Annotated in this window: 12 protein-coding genes and 2 pseudogenes; 9 read left to right on the plus strand and 5 right to left on the minus strand. The window is 38.7% G+C overall.

Features of this window, described 5'->3' with window-relative positions; genetic code table 11:
* The first annotated feature begins 1 nt into the window (after window position 1).
* Both CYLST_RS32645 and CYLST_RS29890 read left to right on the plus strand, forming a co-directional pair.
* Complete coding sequence (locus CYLST_RS32645) at window positions 2-6,448, plus strand: type I polyketide synthase (protein ID WP_051056207.1); 6,447 nt, start codon at window positions 2-4, stop codon at window positions 6,446-6,448.
* Window positions 6,445-6,762, plus strand: a complete 318-nt coding sequence (locus CYLST_RS29890) for a hypothetical protein (protein ID WP_041234089.1) — start codon at window positions 6,445-6,447, stop codon at window positions 6,760-6,762. Before CYLST_RS32645 ends, CYLST_RS29890 begins: the two co-directional genes overlap by 4 nt.
* Window positions 6,763-7,062: 300 nt before the next feature.
* Here CYLST_RS29890 and CYLST_RS35340 read toward each other — a convergent pair whose 3' ends face one another.
* The 4 genes from CYLST_RS35340 to CYLST_RS29920 form a co-directional block, all read right to left on the minus strand.
* Entirely contained in the window at window positions 7,063-7,254 is a 192-nt protein-coding gene (locus tag CYLST_RS35340) for a hypothetical protein (protein ID WP_172642203.1), read from the minus strand.
* 421 nt (window positions 7,255-7,675) lie between these two features.
* Window positions 7,676-7,813 (minus strand): hypothetical protein, encoded by a 138-nt coding sequence (locus CYLST_RS34955; RefSeq protein WP_157162738.1) that lies wholly within the window; start codon window positions 7,811-7,813, stop codon window positions 7,676-7,678.
* A gap of 87 nt (window positions 7,814-7,900) precedes the next feature.
* Complete coding sequence (locus CYLST_RS29910) at window positions 7,901-8,797, minus strand: peptidoglycan-binding domain-containing protein (RefSeq protein WP_041234146.1); 897 nt, start codon at window positions 8,795-8,797, stop codon at window positions 7,901-7,903.
* Window positions 8,798-9,193: 396 nt separating this feature from the next.
* Window positions 9,194-9,580, minus strand: coding sequence for a hypothetical protein (locus tag CYLST_RS29920; protein WP_015328286.1), 387 nt, complete (start codon window positions 9,578-9,580; stop codon window positions 9,194-9,196).
* A gap of 387 nt (window positions 9,581-9,967) precedes the next feature.
* Between CYLST_RS29920 and CYLST_RS29925 the strand changes: the two genes are divergently transcribed.
* The 4 genes and pseudogenes from CYLST_RS29925 (at window position 9,968) to CYLST_RS29935 (ending at window position 13,059) form a co-directional block, all read left to right on the plus strand.
* Complete coding sequence (locus CYLST_RS29925; RefSeq protein WP_041234091.1) at window positions 9,968-10,354, plus strand: helix-turn-helix domain-containing protein; 387 nt, start codon at window positions 9,968-9,970, stop codon at window positions 10,352-10,354.
* A 59-nt stretch (window positions 10,355-10,413) separates the two neighbouring features.
* Complete coding sequence (locus tag CYLST_RS29930; protein ID WP_085960646.1) at window positions 10,414-10,914, plus strand: transposase; 501 nt, start codon at window positions 10,414-10,416, stop codon at window positions 10,912-10,914.
* A gap of 97 nt (window positions 10,915-11,011) precedes the next feature.
* Window positions 11,012-11,314, plus strand: coding sequence for a tyrosine-type recombinase/integrase (locus CYLST_RS33870; protein ID WP_245587551.1), 303 nt, complete (start codon window positions 11,012-11,014; stop codon window positions 11,312-11,314).
* Window positions 11,315-11,663: 349 nt separating this feature from the next.
* Window positions 11,664-13,059: pseudogene (locus tag CYLST_RS29935) on the plus strand (IS110 family RNA-guided transposase).
* 468 nt (window positions 13,060-13,527) lie between these two features.
* On the opposite strand, the pseudogene CYLST_RS33875 reads toward CYLST_RS29935, so the two are convergent.
* Window positions 13,528-13,731: pseudogene (locus CYLST_RS33875) on the minus strand (transposase); the annotation flags it as partial.
* A 114-nt stretch (window positions 13,732-13,845) separates the two neighbouring features.
* Between CYLST_RS33875 and CYLST_RS29940 the strand changes: the two are divergent.
* The 3 genes from CYLST_RS29940 (at window position 13,846) to CYLST_RS29950 (ending at window position 17,566) form a co-directional block, all read left to right on the plus strand.
* Window positions 13,846-15,702, plus strand: coding sequence for a fatty acyl-AMP ligase (locus CYLST_RS29940; RefSeq protein ID WP_015328289.1), 1,857 nt, complete (start codon window positions 13,846-13,848; stop codon window positions 15,700-15,702).
* Window positions 15,703-15,808: 106 nt separating this feature from the next.
* A complete protein-coding gene (locus CYLST_RS29945; protein WP_015328290.1) occupies window positions 15,809-16,144 on the plus strand; it encodes an acyl carrier protein in 336 nt (111 codons plus the stop codon).
* Between the two features lie 51 nt (window positions 16,145-16,195).
* Complete coding sequence (locus tag CYLST_RS29950; RefSeq protein ID WP_015328291.1) at window positions 16,196-17,566, plus strand: hypothetical protein; 1,371 nt, start codon at window positions 16,196-16,198, stop codon at window positions 17,564-17,566.
* The last annotated feature ends 79 nt before the right edge of the window (window positions 17,567-17,645 follow it).

Raw genomic sequence — 17,645 nt, forward strand, 5'->3', positions numbered from 1 at the left:
CATGAATGTTTTTACACAAAATGATTTAGGTAACGGTCTAGAAATCGCTATTATTGGTACATCTTGTCGTTTTCCCGGTGCCCAAAATCCTGATGAATTTTGGCAAAATCTCAAAAACGGTGTCGAATCAATTACTTGGTTTTCTGAATCAGACTTGAAATCAGAAGGTGTAGAGCCAAATTTATTTAATCATCCTAACTATGTTAAAGCAAATGGAATCCTTTCAGATATAGAGAAGTTTGATGCTGACTTCTTCGGTTTTAGTCCTAGAGAAGCAGCTATTATGGACCCGCAACATCGTTTGTTTTTAGAATGTGCTTGGGAATGCTTGGAACAAGCAGGTTATAATCCTAAAAACCATCAGGAATCAGTTGGAGTTTTTGCTGGAGCGGGAATGAATCTGTATGCTGGTGTAGGGATGACCAGTTACTTTCTTCATAATCTTTATCCTAACCGTGATAATTTGACTCCTTGGGATGGGTTTCAAATTATGATTGCCAATGGTGTAGAATTTTTGCCAACTCGGATTTCCCATCTATTAAATCTAAAAGGGCCCAGTGTCAATGTGCAAACTGCCTGTTCTACTTCATTAGTAGCAGTACATTTAGCTTGTCAGAGTTTGCTAAATGGTGAATGTGATATGGCTTTAGCAGGGGCAGTTGCTATCCATCAACCTCAAAAGATAGGCTACCTCTATCAAGAAGGAATGATTTTATCTACTGATGGTCATTGTCGAGCCTTTGATAAAAAAGCCCAAGGAACTATAGGTGGTAATGGGGTGGGTGTTGTTGTTCTTAAACGATTAGCTGATGCGATCGCTGATAGAGATTGCATTCAAGCAGTAATCAAAGGTTCAGCCATTAATAACGACGGGGCAACAAAAGTCAGCTACACAGCTCCTAGCGTCAGTGGTCAGGCAACTGTAATTGCCATGGCACAAGCGGTAGCAGATATTTCTCCAGAAACAATTAGCTATGTAGAAGCTCACGGAACTGGAACTTTTTTAGGAGATCCTATTGAAATTGCAGCTCTTACTCAAGCATTTCGCCGAAAAACTGAAAAAAAAGGGTTTTGTGCTATCGGTTCAGTGAAAACTAATATTGGACATTTAGACACAGCAGCAGGAATGGCAGGATTAATTAAAACTGTGTTAGCACTGAAATATAAAGAAATTCCTGCTACTATAAACTTCGAGAATCCCAATCCCCAAATTGATTTTTATAATAGCCCTTTCTACGTTAACACTCAATTGTCTCCATGGAAAACTAATGATCTGCCTCGAAGAGCAGGAGTAAGTTCATTAGGAGTTGGAGGAACTAATGCTCACATTATTCTTGAAGAAACTCCACTTCTAGAAAATAATGATAACCAAGTTGAGCGTTCTTTACATCTACTAGCTCTTTCAGCAAAAAGTGAGAAAGCACTAAAAGAACTAGTGCAGCGTTACATCACTTTTTGCACTACTGAGAAAGAAATTTCTTTAGGAGATATTTGTTTTACTGCTAATGTGGGAAGAGAACATTTTAATCATCGTCTAGCAATAGTTACAGATTCTACTAGCGAGCTTCAGAAAAATTTAACAGAGTTTATAGCAGGCATAGCATCACCCGTATTGTTCAATGGATCTGTGACAAGTAAGCAGGAGAAAGCGATCGCTTTTTTATTCACTGGTCAAGGTTCTCAATACATTAATATGGGGCGTGAGCTTTATGAAACACAGCCAACATTTCGTAGATATCTTGATCAATGTGCTGATATCTTGCGTCCTTATCTAGAAAGACCCTTATTAGAAGTTATATATCCCCAAACAACTTTAGACAATCTTAGTTTGCTCAATGAAACTGCATATACTCAACCCGCTTTATTTGCTATTGAATATGCCCTTTATCAATTATGGAAATTTTGGGGAATAGAACCCAAATTTGTCATGGGTCACAGCGTTGGTGAATATGTCGCAGCATGTGTAGCAGAAGTCTTCAGTTTAGAAGATGGACTTAAATTGATTGCCCAAAGAGGAAGATTAATGCAAGCATTACCTGCTAATGGAAAGATGCTAGTAATATTTGCTGGTGAAACACAAGTTAACACTATACTTCAATTACATTCAAATAATATTTCTATTGCAGCAATTAATGGGCCAGAGAATACGATAATTTCTGGAGAGAAAGAAGCGATTGAGCTAATAAAAACAGATTTAGAAAATTTAGGAATCAAAACGCAAGAACTTAAGGTTTCTCATGCTTTTCATTCTCATTTGATGGACTCTATACTAGCAGATTTTGAACAAATTGCTAGTGAAGTAACGTACTACCCACCTTCGATTCCTCTTGTTTCCAATGTTACAGGGGAGCTAATGAGTAGTGATATTGCTAGTTCCAGATATTGGACACGACATATTCGAGAAACTGTCAGATTTGAGAGTAGTATTAAAGTATTAGAGCAGCTAAACTGTGAGATTTTTCTAGAAATTGGCCCGAAACCAACTTTATTGTCCATGGGAACTAATTGTTTACCTGGAAATACAAAAACTTGGCTTTTTAGCTTACGTCAAACTGAGTCATGTTGGCGGTCAATGCTCTCAAGCTTAAGTCATTTATATCTTCATGGAGTTTCTGTCAATTGGAAGGGATTTGACCAAGATTACAGGAGATATCGGGTAATTTTGCCAACTTATCCTTTCCAAAGGAAACGATATTGGATTGATGCTCCTACTCAAGAATTAGCTACAGTCAAACAAAGTGCTGTCCTTAAATTTTTAAATCAAGGGAATATTAACCAGTTAGCTAATATGCTAACCTCAACTGGAGATTTTTCTTCAGAACAGCAACAAATATTGCCTAAACTATTAGAAACTTTAGTTCAAAAATATCAAGAAGAGCAAGAATATACTAACAGAAAAGTTGTTGTTGATTACTATAATTCTATGGCCAGTCAAGGTACTTGGTTAAATTATGAAAATGTGACAGTTCAATATGATGAAACTTTTCTAACCTTTGCTCCTTTTGCGGAAATTATACCAGGATTTTCTTGGGTTAAACTGGTTTCTGACCCCAAAAAACATAACCAGTATCTGTCTATTGTTTTCAATGGTCAAAAGGAATTACGGGAAGTTCTCTTTGCTAAAGTTGATTTTCAAGCTTGTGAAAAAGTGTTAGATTTTGGATGCGGCTACGGGTCAGATTTGATATCTTTGGCAAAACAGTTCCCACATCTTCAACATCTCTGCGGTTACACTATTTCCAATGAACAAGCGAAGGTAGGGCAAAATAAGATTTTGGCTAGCGGTTTGCAAGAGCGAATCACAATTTATAATCGGGATAGTGCCCAAGATGAATTCCCAGAACAATACGATTTAATTTTTGCTTTTGAAGTTCTACACCATATCAAACGCAAGGATTTATTATTTTCTAATGTCAATAGACATCTTAATGACAAAGGGTTATTGGTCTTAGCAGACTTTATCTCCAATCAAGGTTTTGCTATTGAACATGAAGAAACATCATCCTATTTTATTAACAAATCTGAATGGTTGGAAAAGCTTAACCAAAATCAGCTTAAAGTAATTGAGGCTATAGATGTAAGCCAGGAAATGGCAAACTTCCTGTATGACCCTGACTTTGAAGAAAATTTAGCTCAGAAAAGTATTGCTGGAAATCAAGATATTCAATCAGCATTTACTTCCTACCATCAGTTAGGGAATTTGATGCGTAAGAAAATGGCTATTTATATCCTACTTACGGCTCAAAAAGATACAGAATTATCATCAGAAGAACTCTCTAGCTGGAATCTAGAAAAACTTAATTCTTTAGTAGCTTACTCTGAAAAAGCTCCCCAGCAATGGCTTTATCAAATTGACTGGCAACCTCAACCCCTTATAGAAGTAAAACAGCAAAAATCCCAGCTAGAATCAGGAATATGGCTGATTTTTGCTGATATTGGGGGAGTAGGTCAAAGATTAGCACAACAACTGCTCCAACAAGGTGAAGATTGTATTCTTATCTATCCTGGAGAAACCTATCAAACTAAAGAGATTGGACAATGGGAAATTGTGCCAAGTGATTCAGAAAACTATAAACGATTGCTTAAAGATATTTCAAAGATTGGATTGTCTTTTAAAGGAATAGTCCATTTATGGAATTTAGACACTTTTGAAGTTGAGCCGTTAACTTTATCCAGTTTACAAGATACTCAAACACTTAACTGTGGTAGTGTACTTTTTCTCGTACAAGCCTTGGTGAAAGAAGAAAATTTACACGTAGACCGTTTATGGTTAGTGACAAAAGCTGCTCAAAAAGTACAAGATTTATCAACTCCTTTGCAGATACAACAATCTCCATTATGGGGATTAGGAGGAGCAATCTCTCGTGAACATCCTGAACTACATTCAGTTTGTTTAGATATTGAGCCTCATGAGAATTTTAATGAAGTGCAAGTACTACTAAAAGAGATACTCTCGTTCAGTCAAGAAGACCAGATTGTCTATCATCAAGACACTCGATATGTTGCAAGACTGGTTCGACATCCTTACCCTAGTGTCCACCAGCCTCAAATCCACAAAAATAGTAGCTATTTAATTACTGGTGGACTAGGGTCTCTTGGACTCCAGATAGCTCAGTGGTTGGTAGAACAAGGGTCTCGCTATTTAATCTTGACTGGACGCAATCAACCTTCCATATCTGCACAAAAAATTATCAGTGAACTTGAACAGTCAGAAGTCAAAATTTTAGTTATTCAGGCGGATATTTCTTCACCTAAATCGGTTGAGGATATGTTGAAAACGATTAAGACTGCTCTGCCTCCTCTACGTGGAGTAATTCATGCCGCAGGAGTCTTAGATGATGGTGTACTTATGGAGCAAAATTGGGAGCGTTTTCTTGATGTTATGACTCCTAAAGTTGCTGGAGCTTGGAATTTACACCATTTAACTCAAGACTTACCATTAGATTTCTTTGTGCTTTTCTCTTCTGCTGTTTCCTTACTTGGTGCTCCTGGACAAGGAAACTACGCTGCTGGTAATGCTTTTATGGACTTCTTAGCTCATTACCGTCAAACCTTAGGCTTACCAGCCTTGAGCATTAATTGGGGCCCCTGGAGTGAAACAGGGATGGCAGCTCAAACCAATTTTTCCGCTCTAAAACTAGGAATGATTCCTCCACAACAAGGCTTAAAAATTTTAGGAGATTTATTAGGACAAAATTTTACTCAAGTTGGTGTATTACCTGTAAATTGGGCTGAATTCTTAAAACAATTTCCTGCTGACAATGAGCCGCTTCGCTTTGAAAAATTCATCAAGGAACAACGGCAAGCACAATTAGAACAAGCACAACAATTGCCAAATCAGCCTTTTGATTTATTAGGCCAACTACAAAATACCTCTGAAGAACAGCGCCTAGAATTATTAATCGAATACATTAATCATCAAGTCAATAAAGTACTTGGAATTTCAAAAGAGCAGCCTCTAGAACAGCACGAAAAATTTCAGAACTTAGGGATTGACTCCCTAATGGCACTTCAGTTAAGAAATTTTCTGGAAATTGCTCTTAATATCTCTTTACCTTCAACTTTGATAGTGAAATATCCTACTATCAATCAGTTATCTACATACTTATGTCAAACTTTGTTTAGTGATAAGAAACAACTCAAGGTTATTGAAGATACTCATCAATTAAAGTCTGAGCAAAATCCTTGGATTACTTCTCTACAAGCTAATCCAGACGCTGAGATACGTTTGTTCTGTTTCCCGTATGCAGGTGGTGGCATTTCTATGTTTCGCCCCTGGTCAGTAGAGCTACCTCAAAAAATTGAAGTTTGTCCCATTCAATTACCAGGAAGAGATGAACGTTTACATGAAAAACCATTTAGAGATTTTTCAAAATTAGTTGATGTGCTAGTTCAAGGTTTAAAGCCGGAATTAAAAATGCCATTTGCTTTCTTTGGTCATAGCATGGGAGCTTTACTAGCTTTTGAAGTTGCTCGCCTATTACAAAAAGGTTATCAAATAACTCCTGTTCATTTATTCATTTCTGCTTGTCCAGCCCCTCATTTGTCAGAGTCTTTGCTATCTCTTCCCAACCCTACAGCTTCTGATGAAGAAATAATAGCGCAATTACACCGTTTCAATTCAATGCCAGAGTCGATTGTACAAAAAACGAACTTAATACTTGATGTATTACCAACTTTCCGAGCTGACCTTGAAGTTTTTAAAAGCTATAATTATTCGACTATAGAATCATTAGATTGCCCAATCACTGTTTTTGGAGGTAAGCAAGATACTTTAGTATGCTATGAGCATTTAATCCCTTGGCAAACTCAAACTAGGAGTTCATTTGACATAAAAATGTTTACAGGGAATCATTTCTTCTTACAAAGTCAGCGCTCAATGCTTTTACAGTCTATCGCAGAGTTAATGATCAACCACATTAGCAGCGGGAGCAACGCGATTTGGTGAAATCGGGGTTTAATTCTCAATTACACTCTTACATTCTCAATAAACCTGGGTTTTTTAGTTGCGATGGCTCCGCCCGCCGCAGGCATCCGGTTTGGGTTTACCAGGAGTCTGCTCTTGATTCTGGTAGGTGGGATAGTTGGGTTTGTGCTGATGGAAATCGGTGGGGTTATTTCTATGGATTCATCATCTGGCCGGACGATCGTCAAACTAGTCCACCTCCAGCAGGGGCAATCGGAGCGGCAACTGGTAGGGCAATCATGATGTTGATTTTGATGGTTTTATTTGGGTGGATTGGGTCAGGACTCGGCGCTTAGTGGGTTATGAGCCATTGGTTAGATTAGTGGGCTATGGGTAGTAGCCACCGAGATTAGCGGTTGACAGTACTCATATCAGGGTAACGCTCCCCTGTGAGTAATCAGATGAGATGAGATCCCATCTTCGGGTTCAACTTAGCGGGAAGATGCGGGAAGTGCTGGTATGATGCGGGATTCAGCACTTGGACAAGCTGGAACCGAGTTCAAGTTTTAATCAGATGAAATGGGATCGGCTTATTGAGAATTATATTTAAATTATTGAGAATAATCAGATGAAATGGGATCGCAGATTTGTTATTGCTAATTATTATCAAGTATATTTTGGTTGAAGTTGAAACGGACTACGCACAATTCCTCGTCTAAGGGAAAGTTGAGCATTTGTATAAATTCTATTTTTGATTCCCATAGATTACCTTCGTGGTACACGTCTTCTTCGGGCATGTCTTCTAATTGCTCAAGGTAAGGGCGATGAGTTAATGTGATGGTTCCCATCTGTATTGCGCCTGGAACGAATGTGCAGTTAGTCCATGCTTGATGCTGTTTTTTACCTTTGTCGTAAGCTGAGGTTATTATTTGATATGTTTTTAAACTCCAATTTCTGCGTGTGACGGTTTTTATTCCTGAAATTAAAGGATCAGGTATTTGTTTCTTCTTTGCTAGATTGATGGTCATCGAGAAGGAGAGGTTCATTTTGGTTAAAGTACTAATTTCAGCAAGGCGGATGGCAGTCTTACTGGATCGTTGAATCGGTTATAAGTTCGGTTCGCATGCACGGGATGCTCTAAAGCTGTAATTCTAGGAAGGTCAAATTGTACGTCGCAAAATGTACCAGAGTTATGCATCCATACAATCCAACCTATTGATTCACCTAAAAATGTCTCTGCACTGATATGTTGAACTTTGTCACCAACGTTCATACAACTGTGGATTGTGCAACGGCAACGATCGCCTTTTCCATGATTTCTAAATATTTGGCGCTGGGGCATTTGTCTATTTCTTGCCCTGGTCGGTAGTAGCGCCAAATGGCTTGTTGTAGAATCTTTGGCACCATTTCCCAGTGTGTGGGACACATCAGATGTTTTGGGGGGATGTTGCAGTCACACCCTACTGCATGGCATTTATGAGTCATATACATCTATCAAGGAAACTGTTTTAACAAGTCGTCACCAGGAATGACTGTGGTGTAGAAGATGTAATTGTTATTGGCTAGATAACGACGGTCTTGTTTGATAATTTTTACGAATTCACGATGGCCTTTTCTTGTACGACCTACTAGGCAACCGGCACTGGCATCCTTAATGTCATGTGTTGGTATGTCGTATCCCCAATGTTGGTTGACTCCGAAAAGTCCGGTATCTAGTTTGTCACCTGTGCGTTTGAAGTCTTTGTTGAAATCGCGATGAACTGTAATTGGTGCAACTTGTATTAGCGCTTCATGTCTATCTGCATTTCCATGCATACCAATTGCCCAGGATTTATATTGCCCAAACTTAATTCGGGCGGCTCCTGATGAATTCATTGGATTGATGGTGTAATAATTACCTGGCTCAGTCGTGGCCTGCCAGTGATTTACTATTTTGGGAATGCCATCTACTACTTCAATAACAATCCTTAAGTCGTTAAATTCGTTGGGTGCATCGTTATTAAGTGTCCAGTCTTCGTTCATTCCCTCTATATAGACAATGTTGTATTCCTTAGGCTCGCTGAAAACTAAATAGTTCTGTGCCAGCATATATTTCAGAATTTTGCTGGCGATATCATCGCCTAACTTCAGATTTGTCCATGCTATTTGTTTAGCTTCGATCAGGGCTTTGGCTGTGCCCGCTCCTAAAAAGTTATTTTCTCCAGTTTTGGACTGTTCTTGGAATCTTTTAAGCGCTGCCATAGAAATTGGACCGAATTTACCATCGGCGGGAGGTTCTAAAAACCCTAAGTTAATTAACAGAGACTGAACCTGTACAGCTAGCTCTACGTCTTGACCGATGGCGTCAAATCCCCATTTTTCTTTGGTTTCTAAAAAATTTTGAAGTTTCATGGTTTCAGTTTTGTTCTTGGTTAAGGTTAATTGACTTTTTGGGAGAGGCAAAATCTTGCCTCCTGATGAGCTGTTTTAAAGTTTGTCTGGATTCTCTTGTTCGCTAGATATGTGTTTGAGGATTTCGTCTTGTGCTTTGGCTTCGCCGTGCATTATTGCTGTGCTTGTAAGAAATAGGATTAATGGGCATCTAATCCAAGGATTGTGTAGTAAGTTCCAAGGGTTGACTAGCGCAGTTACTATCAGGGCTATTCCTGCTAGCTGAATGGTTGAGTAGAGATGTTTAGCCATGTAATGTGATGCCAGTATAATTGTCTTGTCTTTTTAAGGTTAAAAAGGGCACATTAATTAAAATGTGCCCTTTGCTCGTTCAGTCAGGTCAGGCTTTTGAGTCGGTTACGCAGCTTCTTCTAGTTCGTCGATTGGGCTGGTGCAATCGGGTTTGAGTAAGCTAGATTCAATTGGAATTAAGTTGTCACCGCTAACTATAAAATCCTTGGTGATACCGTTTTCATCCAATGGACGAATATAGATAGTTGTTGTTTCTTCTTCGCTGCCAGCAGCTTGTTGTATGCGAATAGAAAAGCTTGTTACGCCTGGGTTTTCCTGAAGATAATTTTGTAATTCCTGTGGAATGGCATCTAATTTCATGGTATGAACTGCTTCAGTTCCATGAATTTTGATAAATTCATCTACGCTGTGGGCTTGTACGTGGACTTCAAAATCAATTTCGGTAGGGTCTTGAGTCAGAAACTGCTCTAATGTTTTTGGTAGCTGTGTCATAGCGCCTATTATGAAGTGATGTCTGAAGGCATTAATAAAATGGCTCCCTCAAAAAAGAGAAGCCACCTTTTTATGGCTAATTCCATCATTAACATAGTCTCTATTGATCTAGATGTAAAGCTGATTTTTATTAGATATTCCAGGCATTTTGTAGCATTTTTCATTGAGAATGGTGGCTGAACAGATGCTGGTTTGGTAAAGTGGACTTTAATCTTGTCTGTTGTTGGTGGTAATAGATTATTTTTGAGTCTCTATGACTAATAAAGAAGCAATTGAAAATGATTTGATGTGCCGCTTATGTTCAGTTGCTGTGGTTGCACATGAGTTGCTGATACAGCACTTGCGTCTGTTATGAGGTACACTAAATTAAAATATAAATACCTTTAAATGAAGTCATACTCTGTCGAGTTTCGAGAAAAAATAGTTGCAGCACATCTTCAAAAAAACATCTCAATCAGGAAAGTAGCTAACATATTTTCCGTCTCAAAGAGTTTAGTGCAAAAGCTTGTAAAGCAACAAAAACTTGAAGGAAATTTACAACCAAAGCCGCGAGGGAAACCACAATTTAGTCATTTAACAAATGCGGAAGTAGAGTTAAGGGAATTAGTTGAAGCACATCCAGATGCAACATTGATAGAGTTATGTGAATTCTTGGCAGACAAGACTGGTAATTGGGTGGGTCGAAGTGCAATGTGTCGGGCCTTACAGAAATTAGGATTAAATCGTAAAAAAAAACAAAGCGGAGTACCCAAGCCGGGACTCTTAGAGTCTTAAATTTAAGATTAGATTATTGGGAAAAGGTCAAACATATAGAGCCAGAAAATTTAGTATTTTTGGACGAAACTGGCGTTCTACTTGGGTTAACGAGGACTCATGCCCGTTCACAAATGGGAACAAGAGCTTACTCTCTTAACCCCTTCTATAGAGGTTCAAAAGTTACAGTAATTGGAGCAATTAGTATTAACAAAGTAGTTGCATTAATGACAATGAATAATTCAATGGATGGCAGGGCATTTGAATTATTTGTTGAGAAGTTTTTAGTGCCAAATTTATGGTCAGGAGCAGTAGTAGTCATGGATAATTTATCCGCACATAAACTAGATTCAATTGTGCTAATGATTGAAGCTGTAGGCGCGAAAGTTATTTGTTTATCCTCATACTCTCCCGATTTTAATCCAATTGAATTATGGTGGTCACAACTTAAATCTTTTCTACGCCGTTTCGCTCCAACTACAACGGAAATGGTTGATAAACTAATCTCAGTTGCACTCGACTTAATAAATCCTCAACAATTAAGAAACTGGTTTGCTAGTTGCTGCTACTGTACCTCATAATAGCCGGAAACGCTGTATCAAAAACAGCAACAGTTAGTTTCACATCACAATGCGAATTACTGTGATGAAACAAATTGCCAGGTCATGAGCAAACAACTTGTTCGACTACCGAAAGTTGGTAAAACAGAAAAACTTAAACGTCAAACGTCAATCACCTAACTCTCGCAAATATTCCGAGGTCAGGACTAGGGAGCATTTGTTACCGGAAAAAGTTGAGGCGATGCGGTCAGCTATCAAAAAATCTAAGTGTCGCCACGCTCATCGAGACTCGACCCTAATTTTGTTGATCTACCGTCATGGATTGCGAGTGGCAGAGGCAGCATCTTTACGATGGGAGCAAATAGACTGGAATGGTGGCACAATTTATGTGAAGCGAGTCCAAAAGGGGACGCTATCGTGAACGCACAGTTAATAATCTCCAAAAAAGAGCGCAGCAATTAGGTTTTGTGCTTATTCCTCAGCCCTCAGAAAATCTGGTTTCTTAGAAGCAACTGCACAGGCGGCACTGCCACCCGCTATGAATGAAAGAAACTATTTTGAGGCGACTAATGAACGGGTACATTAGAATTATCCTGACAGTTAAAACCGAACCCACAATAGTGTGTTGAGCCTGATTAGGAGAATGGTTCTGGGGCTTTATGGCTATGACATTGGTGAAGGACAAAGTTTCCTATCCCGTTTGAAAGATTATCTATGAGTACATCCCCAGGTCAGGACATATCCATAATAACCATATGAGAGTTGCAGCCATGAAATTGCCACTCGTTCAAGGGAATAACCAGCCTGTCCCTGTAGAAAAAGTATCATCCACTTTAGAAGAAATTAACCAGAACGCAGCAGGAATAGACCTTGGTAGTGGAGAACATTGGGTTTGTGTCCCCACTGATAGGGCAGATAAAAATGTTCGCCGATTCGGATGTTTTACTCCTGATTTAATTGCAATGGCCGATTGGTTAATGGAATGCCGCGTAGATACAGTGGCAATGGAAGCCACAGGAGTTTATTGGATTCCAGTGTTTCAGATTTTAGAAGCCAAGGGTTTTGAGGTCAAATTAGTTAATGCTCATCACGTGAAAACAGTCCCTGGGCGCAAAACAGATGTGTTAGACTGCCAGTGGTTACAAAAGTTACACACCTATGGATTACTGTCTAGTTCTTTTCGTCCGGAAGACCAAGTTTGTGTTCTACGCAGTTATATCCGTCAACGAGACACTTTAATCAAAAGTGCTAGTGCCCATGTACAACGGATGCAAAAAGCACTCATCCAGATGAATTTACATCTCCACAAAGTCATCAGCGATGTGACTGGTTTGACTGGAATGAAGATTATCAAAGCAATCGTTGCTGGCGAACAAGACCCACAAGTTTTAGCATCCCTCAAAGACCCACACATCAAAAGTAGCACAGCAGATATTGCTGCATCTTTAACTGGTGATTACCGCCGTGAACATTTATTTGTTCTCCAGCAAGAATTGACCTTGTATGAGGTTTACCAACAACAGATTACTGCTGTTGACGCACAAATCGAAAAATGTTTAGCATCTTTTGAACCTAAGACTTTAGATGAACCGCCAATAAAGGGAAGAAAACGCCGGAAAAAACCGACTGCAAATCACCCAAATTTTGATTTACATAAGTATCTCTATCGGATGGCAGGAGTTAGATTTTATACTCATTGATGGTCTTGATGCTTTAACTGTTCAGACCATTTTATCTGAGGTGGGATTAAACCCAAAACGCTTTCCTACAGTTAAGCACTTCACATCTTGGTTGGGTTTATGTCCTGGTCAAAAGGTCACTGGCGGTAAGGTTAAAAGCTCTCAAACTCGTACTGTTGTCAATCGCGCTGCCAACGCTTTTCGCATGGCGGCTTTTTCCCTGACTCACAGTCGTTCTGCTTTGGGTGCATTTTATCGCCGCTTACGTTCTCGCTTGGGGGCACCCAAAGCAATAACTGCTACTGCACACAAATTGGCTCGTTTGTTCTACCGACTCTGGACAAAGAAGGGAGAATATTCTGATCCTGGTATGGACTATTATGAGCAAAAATACCAGGAACTGATTCTCAAAAACCTCCGACAAAAAGCTCAGGCTCTTGGTTTGGAACTTATTCCTATTTCTCTCCCCACCGAATGTGTTTCTTGAAAGAGGGATATTATTGAGCTTTTCGACAATTCCTATATAGCGTTTCCTATGCTAGTGAGGTACATCCAGACTTTGCTAGTTAAAGCTTTTAGGTTCAAAGATGTACCTCACCAGACCGGGAAACGCTATATCATCAATTATTCCGGCTACTATTCCCAAGTGATCCAAGTTTTTAATCTTAACCTCTTCTTGTTGGCCATTCATATTTTTTGTGCAATTTTATTTGTTCAAGGTTAATTGACACTCATTTTCTCACTATAGCGTAATTTTTCATGAATCGTTGCAATACCCCAATTACACCTAAAGAAATAATATGTCTGAGCTAAAAGTACAACTTTTGGCTGAAGAAGAAATTTAACTGTTGAAACAATATAGTAGCAAACAGATTTAATAAGTTACTTCTAGGCTCGACTTTATCCATTTTTGAGAATATGAGAGGATGTTTTAAAAGTCGAAACCAGTCAAAAATTATGTCGGTCGTCTGACCATGATATGAATCACAGCAATATAGATAAATGTTTCGGAGGTTTTGGGTAGTCTTTCATAATTTTTGCTTAAACGCCGACAGCAATTAAGCCATCCAAAAGTGCGCTCAACTACCCAACGCTTTGGCAAGAGGACGAAACCTTTCTTCTCCAAGGGTCGGAGAACGATTTCAACAATCCACCGAAACATAAGTCAAGTCTTACACTCATAGCTAAACCCAGAATTGCGAAGAACTTTGAAGTGACAAAGATATAGCAATAGTTATTGGTGAATGAAACAAGTTTGTGTAATAGAACTCACATGATTATTAATGTAGATCATTCCCCGCACAGTCTGCCTAAAGTTGCTACTTTAATAGCTATTCTTCGGTATAGAGCATTACACCAACCAGACTTTAGAGGCTATACATTTTTGGAAAACGGAGAAAAAGAATCAGACTGTCTGACTTATCAACAATTAGATAAAAAGGCACGGGCGATCGCAGCCCAATTACAGTCCTTTTTAGCTCCTAGTGAACGGGCTTTACTGCTTTACCAGCCTGGGTTGGAGTTCATTTCTGCGTTCTTCGGATGTTTATATGCTGGGGTTGTGGCTGTTCCTGCTTATCCACCCCGACAGAATCAGTCATTATCTAGATTGCAAGCGATTGTGTCAGATGCCCAAGTGTCACTGACGCTGACCACTCAATCTCTTTTAGCTAATATAGAGAAGCGGTTGGCTAAGAATCCGGAATTAGGCGCTGTGCAATGGGTAGCTACCGATAACCTCAACAGCGACTTGGCGTCAAACTGGCAAGAACCGACTTTGTGCGAGAGTGACCTGGCTTTTCTCCAATACACTTCAGGTTCTACTGGAACACCGAAAGGGGTAATGGTGAGTCATGGTAATCTGTTGCACAATCAGCGAATGATTGAAAAGGCTTTTGGGCATACAAAAGAAACTATTTTTGTAGGTTGGTTGCCCTTATTCCATGACATGGGACTGATTGGGAATGTGCTGCAACCATTGTATTTAGGTATATCATGCATTCTCATATCGCCAGTAGCATTTCTACAGAAGCCTTTGCGCTGGCTGCAAACAATTTCCCGCTACAAAGCGACGACTAGTGGTGGACCCAATTTTGCTTATGACTTATGTGTTCGCAAAATTACTCCTGAACAGCGCTCTACTCTTGATTTGAGCAGATGGGAAGTGGCTTTCAATGGATCTGAACCTGTCCGTGCAGAGACATTGGCAGAATTTACAACCACTTTTGCATCTTGTGGTTTTCGTGACGAAGCGTTTTACCCTTGCTACGGGATGGCTGAGACAACCTTATTTGTTTCTGGGGGTTTGAAAACAGCTTTGCCAACAGTACTCTGTGTTGATGGAACAGCTCTTGAACAAAATCGGGTTGTAGCAGTTAGTAATGAGTATAAAGATGGCCGGAAAATTATTGGCTGTGGTCATACTTGGTTAGAGCAGAAAATTGTGATCGTTGATCCCAATTCTTTAACCTTGCGTCGTGCTGACCAAGTAGGAGAAATTTGGGTTCATGGTTCTTCTGTTGCTGGTGGCTATTGGAATCGACCCGATCTGACCCAACAAACTTTTAACGCACAACTACAAGATACTGATACTGAATCAAAACCATTTTTACGCACTGGAGATTTAGGATTTTTGCACGATGGTGAATTATTCATTACAGGGCGACTTAAAGATGTAATAATTATCCGAGGAAGAAATTATTATCCTCAGGATATTGAACTAACAGTAGAGAAGAGTCATCCAGCACTGCGACCTAGTTGTGGATCTGTTTTTACGATTGAGGTAAATGGAATTGAACAGCTGGTTGTTGTTCAAGAGTTAGAACGGAGTTATTTACGAAAATTAGACACCAGTGAGGTGCTGAGAAATATTTGCCAAGCGATAACAGCAGAATATTCTCTACAGATTTATAGCATCTTACTGATTAAGACTGCAAGTATCCCTAAAACTTCTAGTGGTAAGATTCAACGTCAAGACTGTCGATCTAAATTTCTAGTTGGAGATTTGGATGTTGTCAGTGAATGGAGTGAAAATCCTCGGCATCAAGTCAAATTTATGAATTTGCAGTCTGATATCGAATTAACTTTGAACCAATTATCATCTGTCAGCAGTGAGAAAAGTAAGTTTTAAAAAGTAAGTTTTAATTAGTTTAGCAATCGCTAAACTAATTAAGTATTTCTAAAAAAACGTCAAAACGAAGGACATACTTGTTAGTAAAATAAACGGAGATGAAAAAATGGTTGAATTTTTGAATTTTCAAATGAGTAACTCTGATTTAGAGACTAATAATGCCTATCACGTGGAAGCCTCACCTGAAAAGCTTAAGACTACAGCAGAAATTCAAGCGTGGTTAGTGTCCTACCTAACAAATGTATTAAAAATTAATCCAAATGAGATTGATGTTACACTTCCCTTTGACTGCTACAACATGGATTCTGCGTCTGCCATTGGATTGAGTGGAGAGATAGAGGAATGGCTTGAATGCGAATTTGAACCAACTTTGCTGTACGATTATCCAACTATTGAAGCTTTAACAAAGTATTTAGCTAACAGCTTATCTATTAAGCAGTAAGTTTTTGATAAAAACCGAAATAAAAATTAAGTATTTGATAAGGTGAAAACAATGCAAAATGTCAACAGCGATCCAAACACAAGTATACCAAATCCCAAATTTACTGTAGAAAAGGAAATCAAACGTATTAAAATTGTTGAAAATAACTACCAGAATAACCTGAATTCTGACTACACTGAGAAAATTAAGGAGCTAGACCACAATTTCAAATATGAAGAACAAAGTAAATATTATTGGAATCCTCCTGAACTTTCACTTCTTTACGGAACACCCTTTTATGAAGTTGCTTCTTCATCTCAAAAAATAGCACTTAATCATCAATTTTGGATGTCAAACTATAGCCTTACCGCTTATAGTGAAATGGAAACAATTGACTATAACCTAATAACAGCAGATTGTTTCTCTGCTTTAGGCGGTAATTATAAAATTCTTGCTGAACAGCTTGAGCATGAAGCGGCTCAAGAACGTATTCATATTCATGCTTTTTTCAAAGTTAATTTCCAAACTTTGAAAAATTTGTTAGGCAAGCAAGCTTTTACTAATATTTTGCTGGAAAACAAGCCTGCCAACAATAGTCAAATAAATTTGCAAATTGCAAATTTTCAGTATCATAGTCTACGCTTTTTATCGACCCTAATTTCCTATAAAAGAAAACATTATGTCTCTCCTTATTTTAAAAAAATAGAAGCCAAAAATAAATTATCTGTAACGACTACTAATGGTTTTTTCCATGGATACGGAATGCTTCCTTCTTTTTTTATCCGATTCTTTGCATCTAGTTGGGGCAGTTCACCCTTCTTAGCTAGCCAATATTATACGTTACGTTATCTTGCTAATATGCTTTTGAAGAATCAAGAACATACTATATATTTATATTTCAAAAAACTTCAGAAGCAAGGCGAGTATGTTCCAGTACCAACTGCTATCTCCCACTACCACTTTTTAGATGAATCTTTCCATACAACGACATCTTTATTCCTAGCTCGAGATTTACATAAGAACTTCCCAGCGCCAACTGCTTACGAAAAATTTCTGGTTAATTGGGCAGTTTATGTCATTCAAAAGACTAACCTTAGCCATATATCGGGAGTAATCAAGAATCGCTTTTTTGGAGATGATTTATCGGGTATGTTCTATATTTATAAGGTGTTTAGGAGCTCTTTATTTAATCTGTCTCACGAAGAAGCCGTTCAATGGGTTGAGAAATGTTTCTGTCAAGAACACGAAGGTTTTCATCAGTCAGTTAAATGCCACCAGCGTCTTCATTTAGAAATACGTAAACTTTGTGAGAATCTCGACTATCTATGGCCAATTAACCGCGAAATGCGTCTCATGGCTTCAGGAGGAACGGTTGGCAGAGCTATTAGAAATAATATCAAGACATTCAAACAGTTCTCTAAGTTAGTTGCTTCAGCTGAGTGATAGAATCACCAATCAGTGGGATAGCATCTTTGCAGTCCGTAGAAATATACTTAGCCTTTGAAGCAGTTGCAGGTACGTA

The sequence above is a fragment of the Cylindrospermum stagnale PCC 7417 genome, from assembly GCF_000317535.1.
Taxonomy (GTDB): Bacteria; Cyanobacteriota; Cyanobacteriia; order Cyanobacteriales; family Nostocaceae; genus Cylindrospermum; species Cylindrospermum stagnale.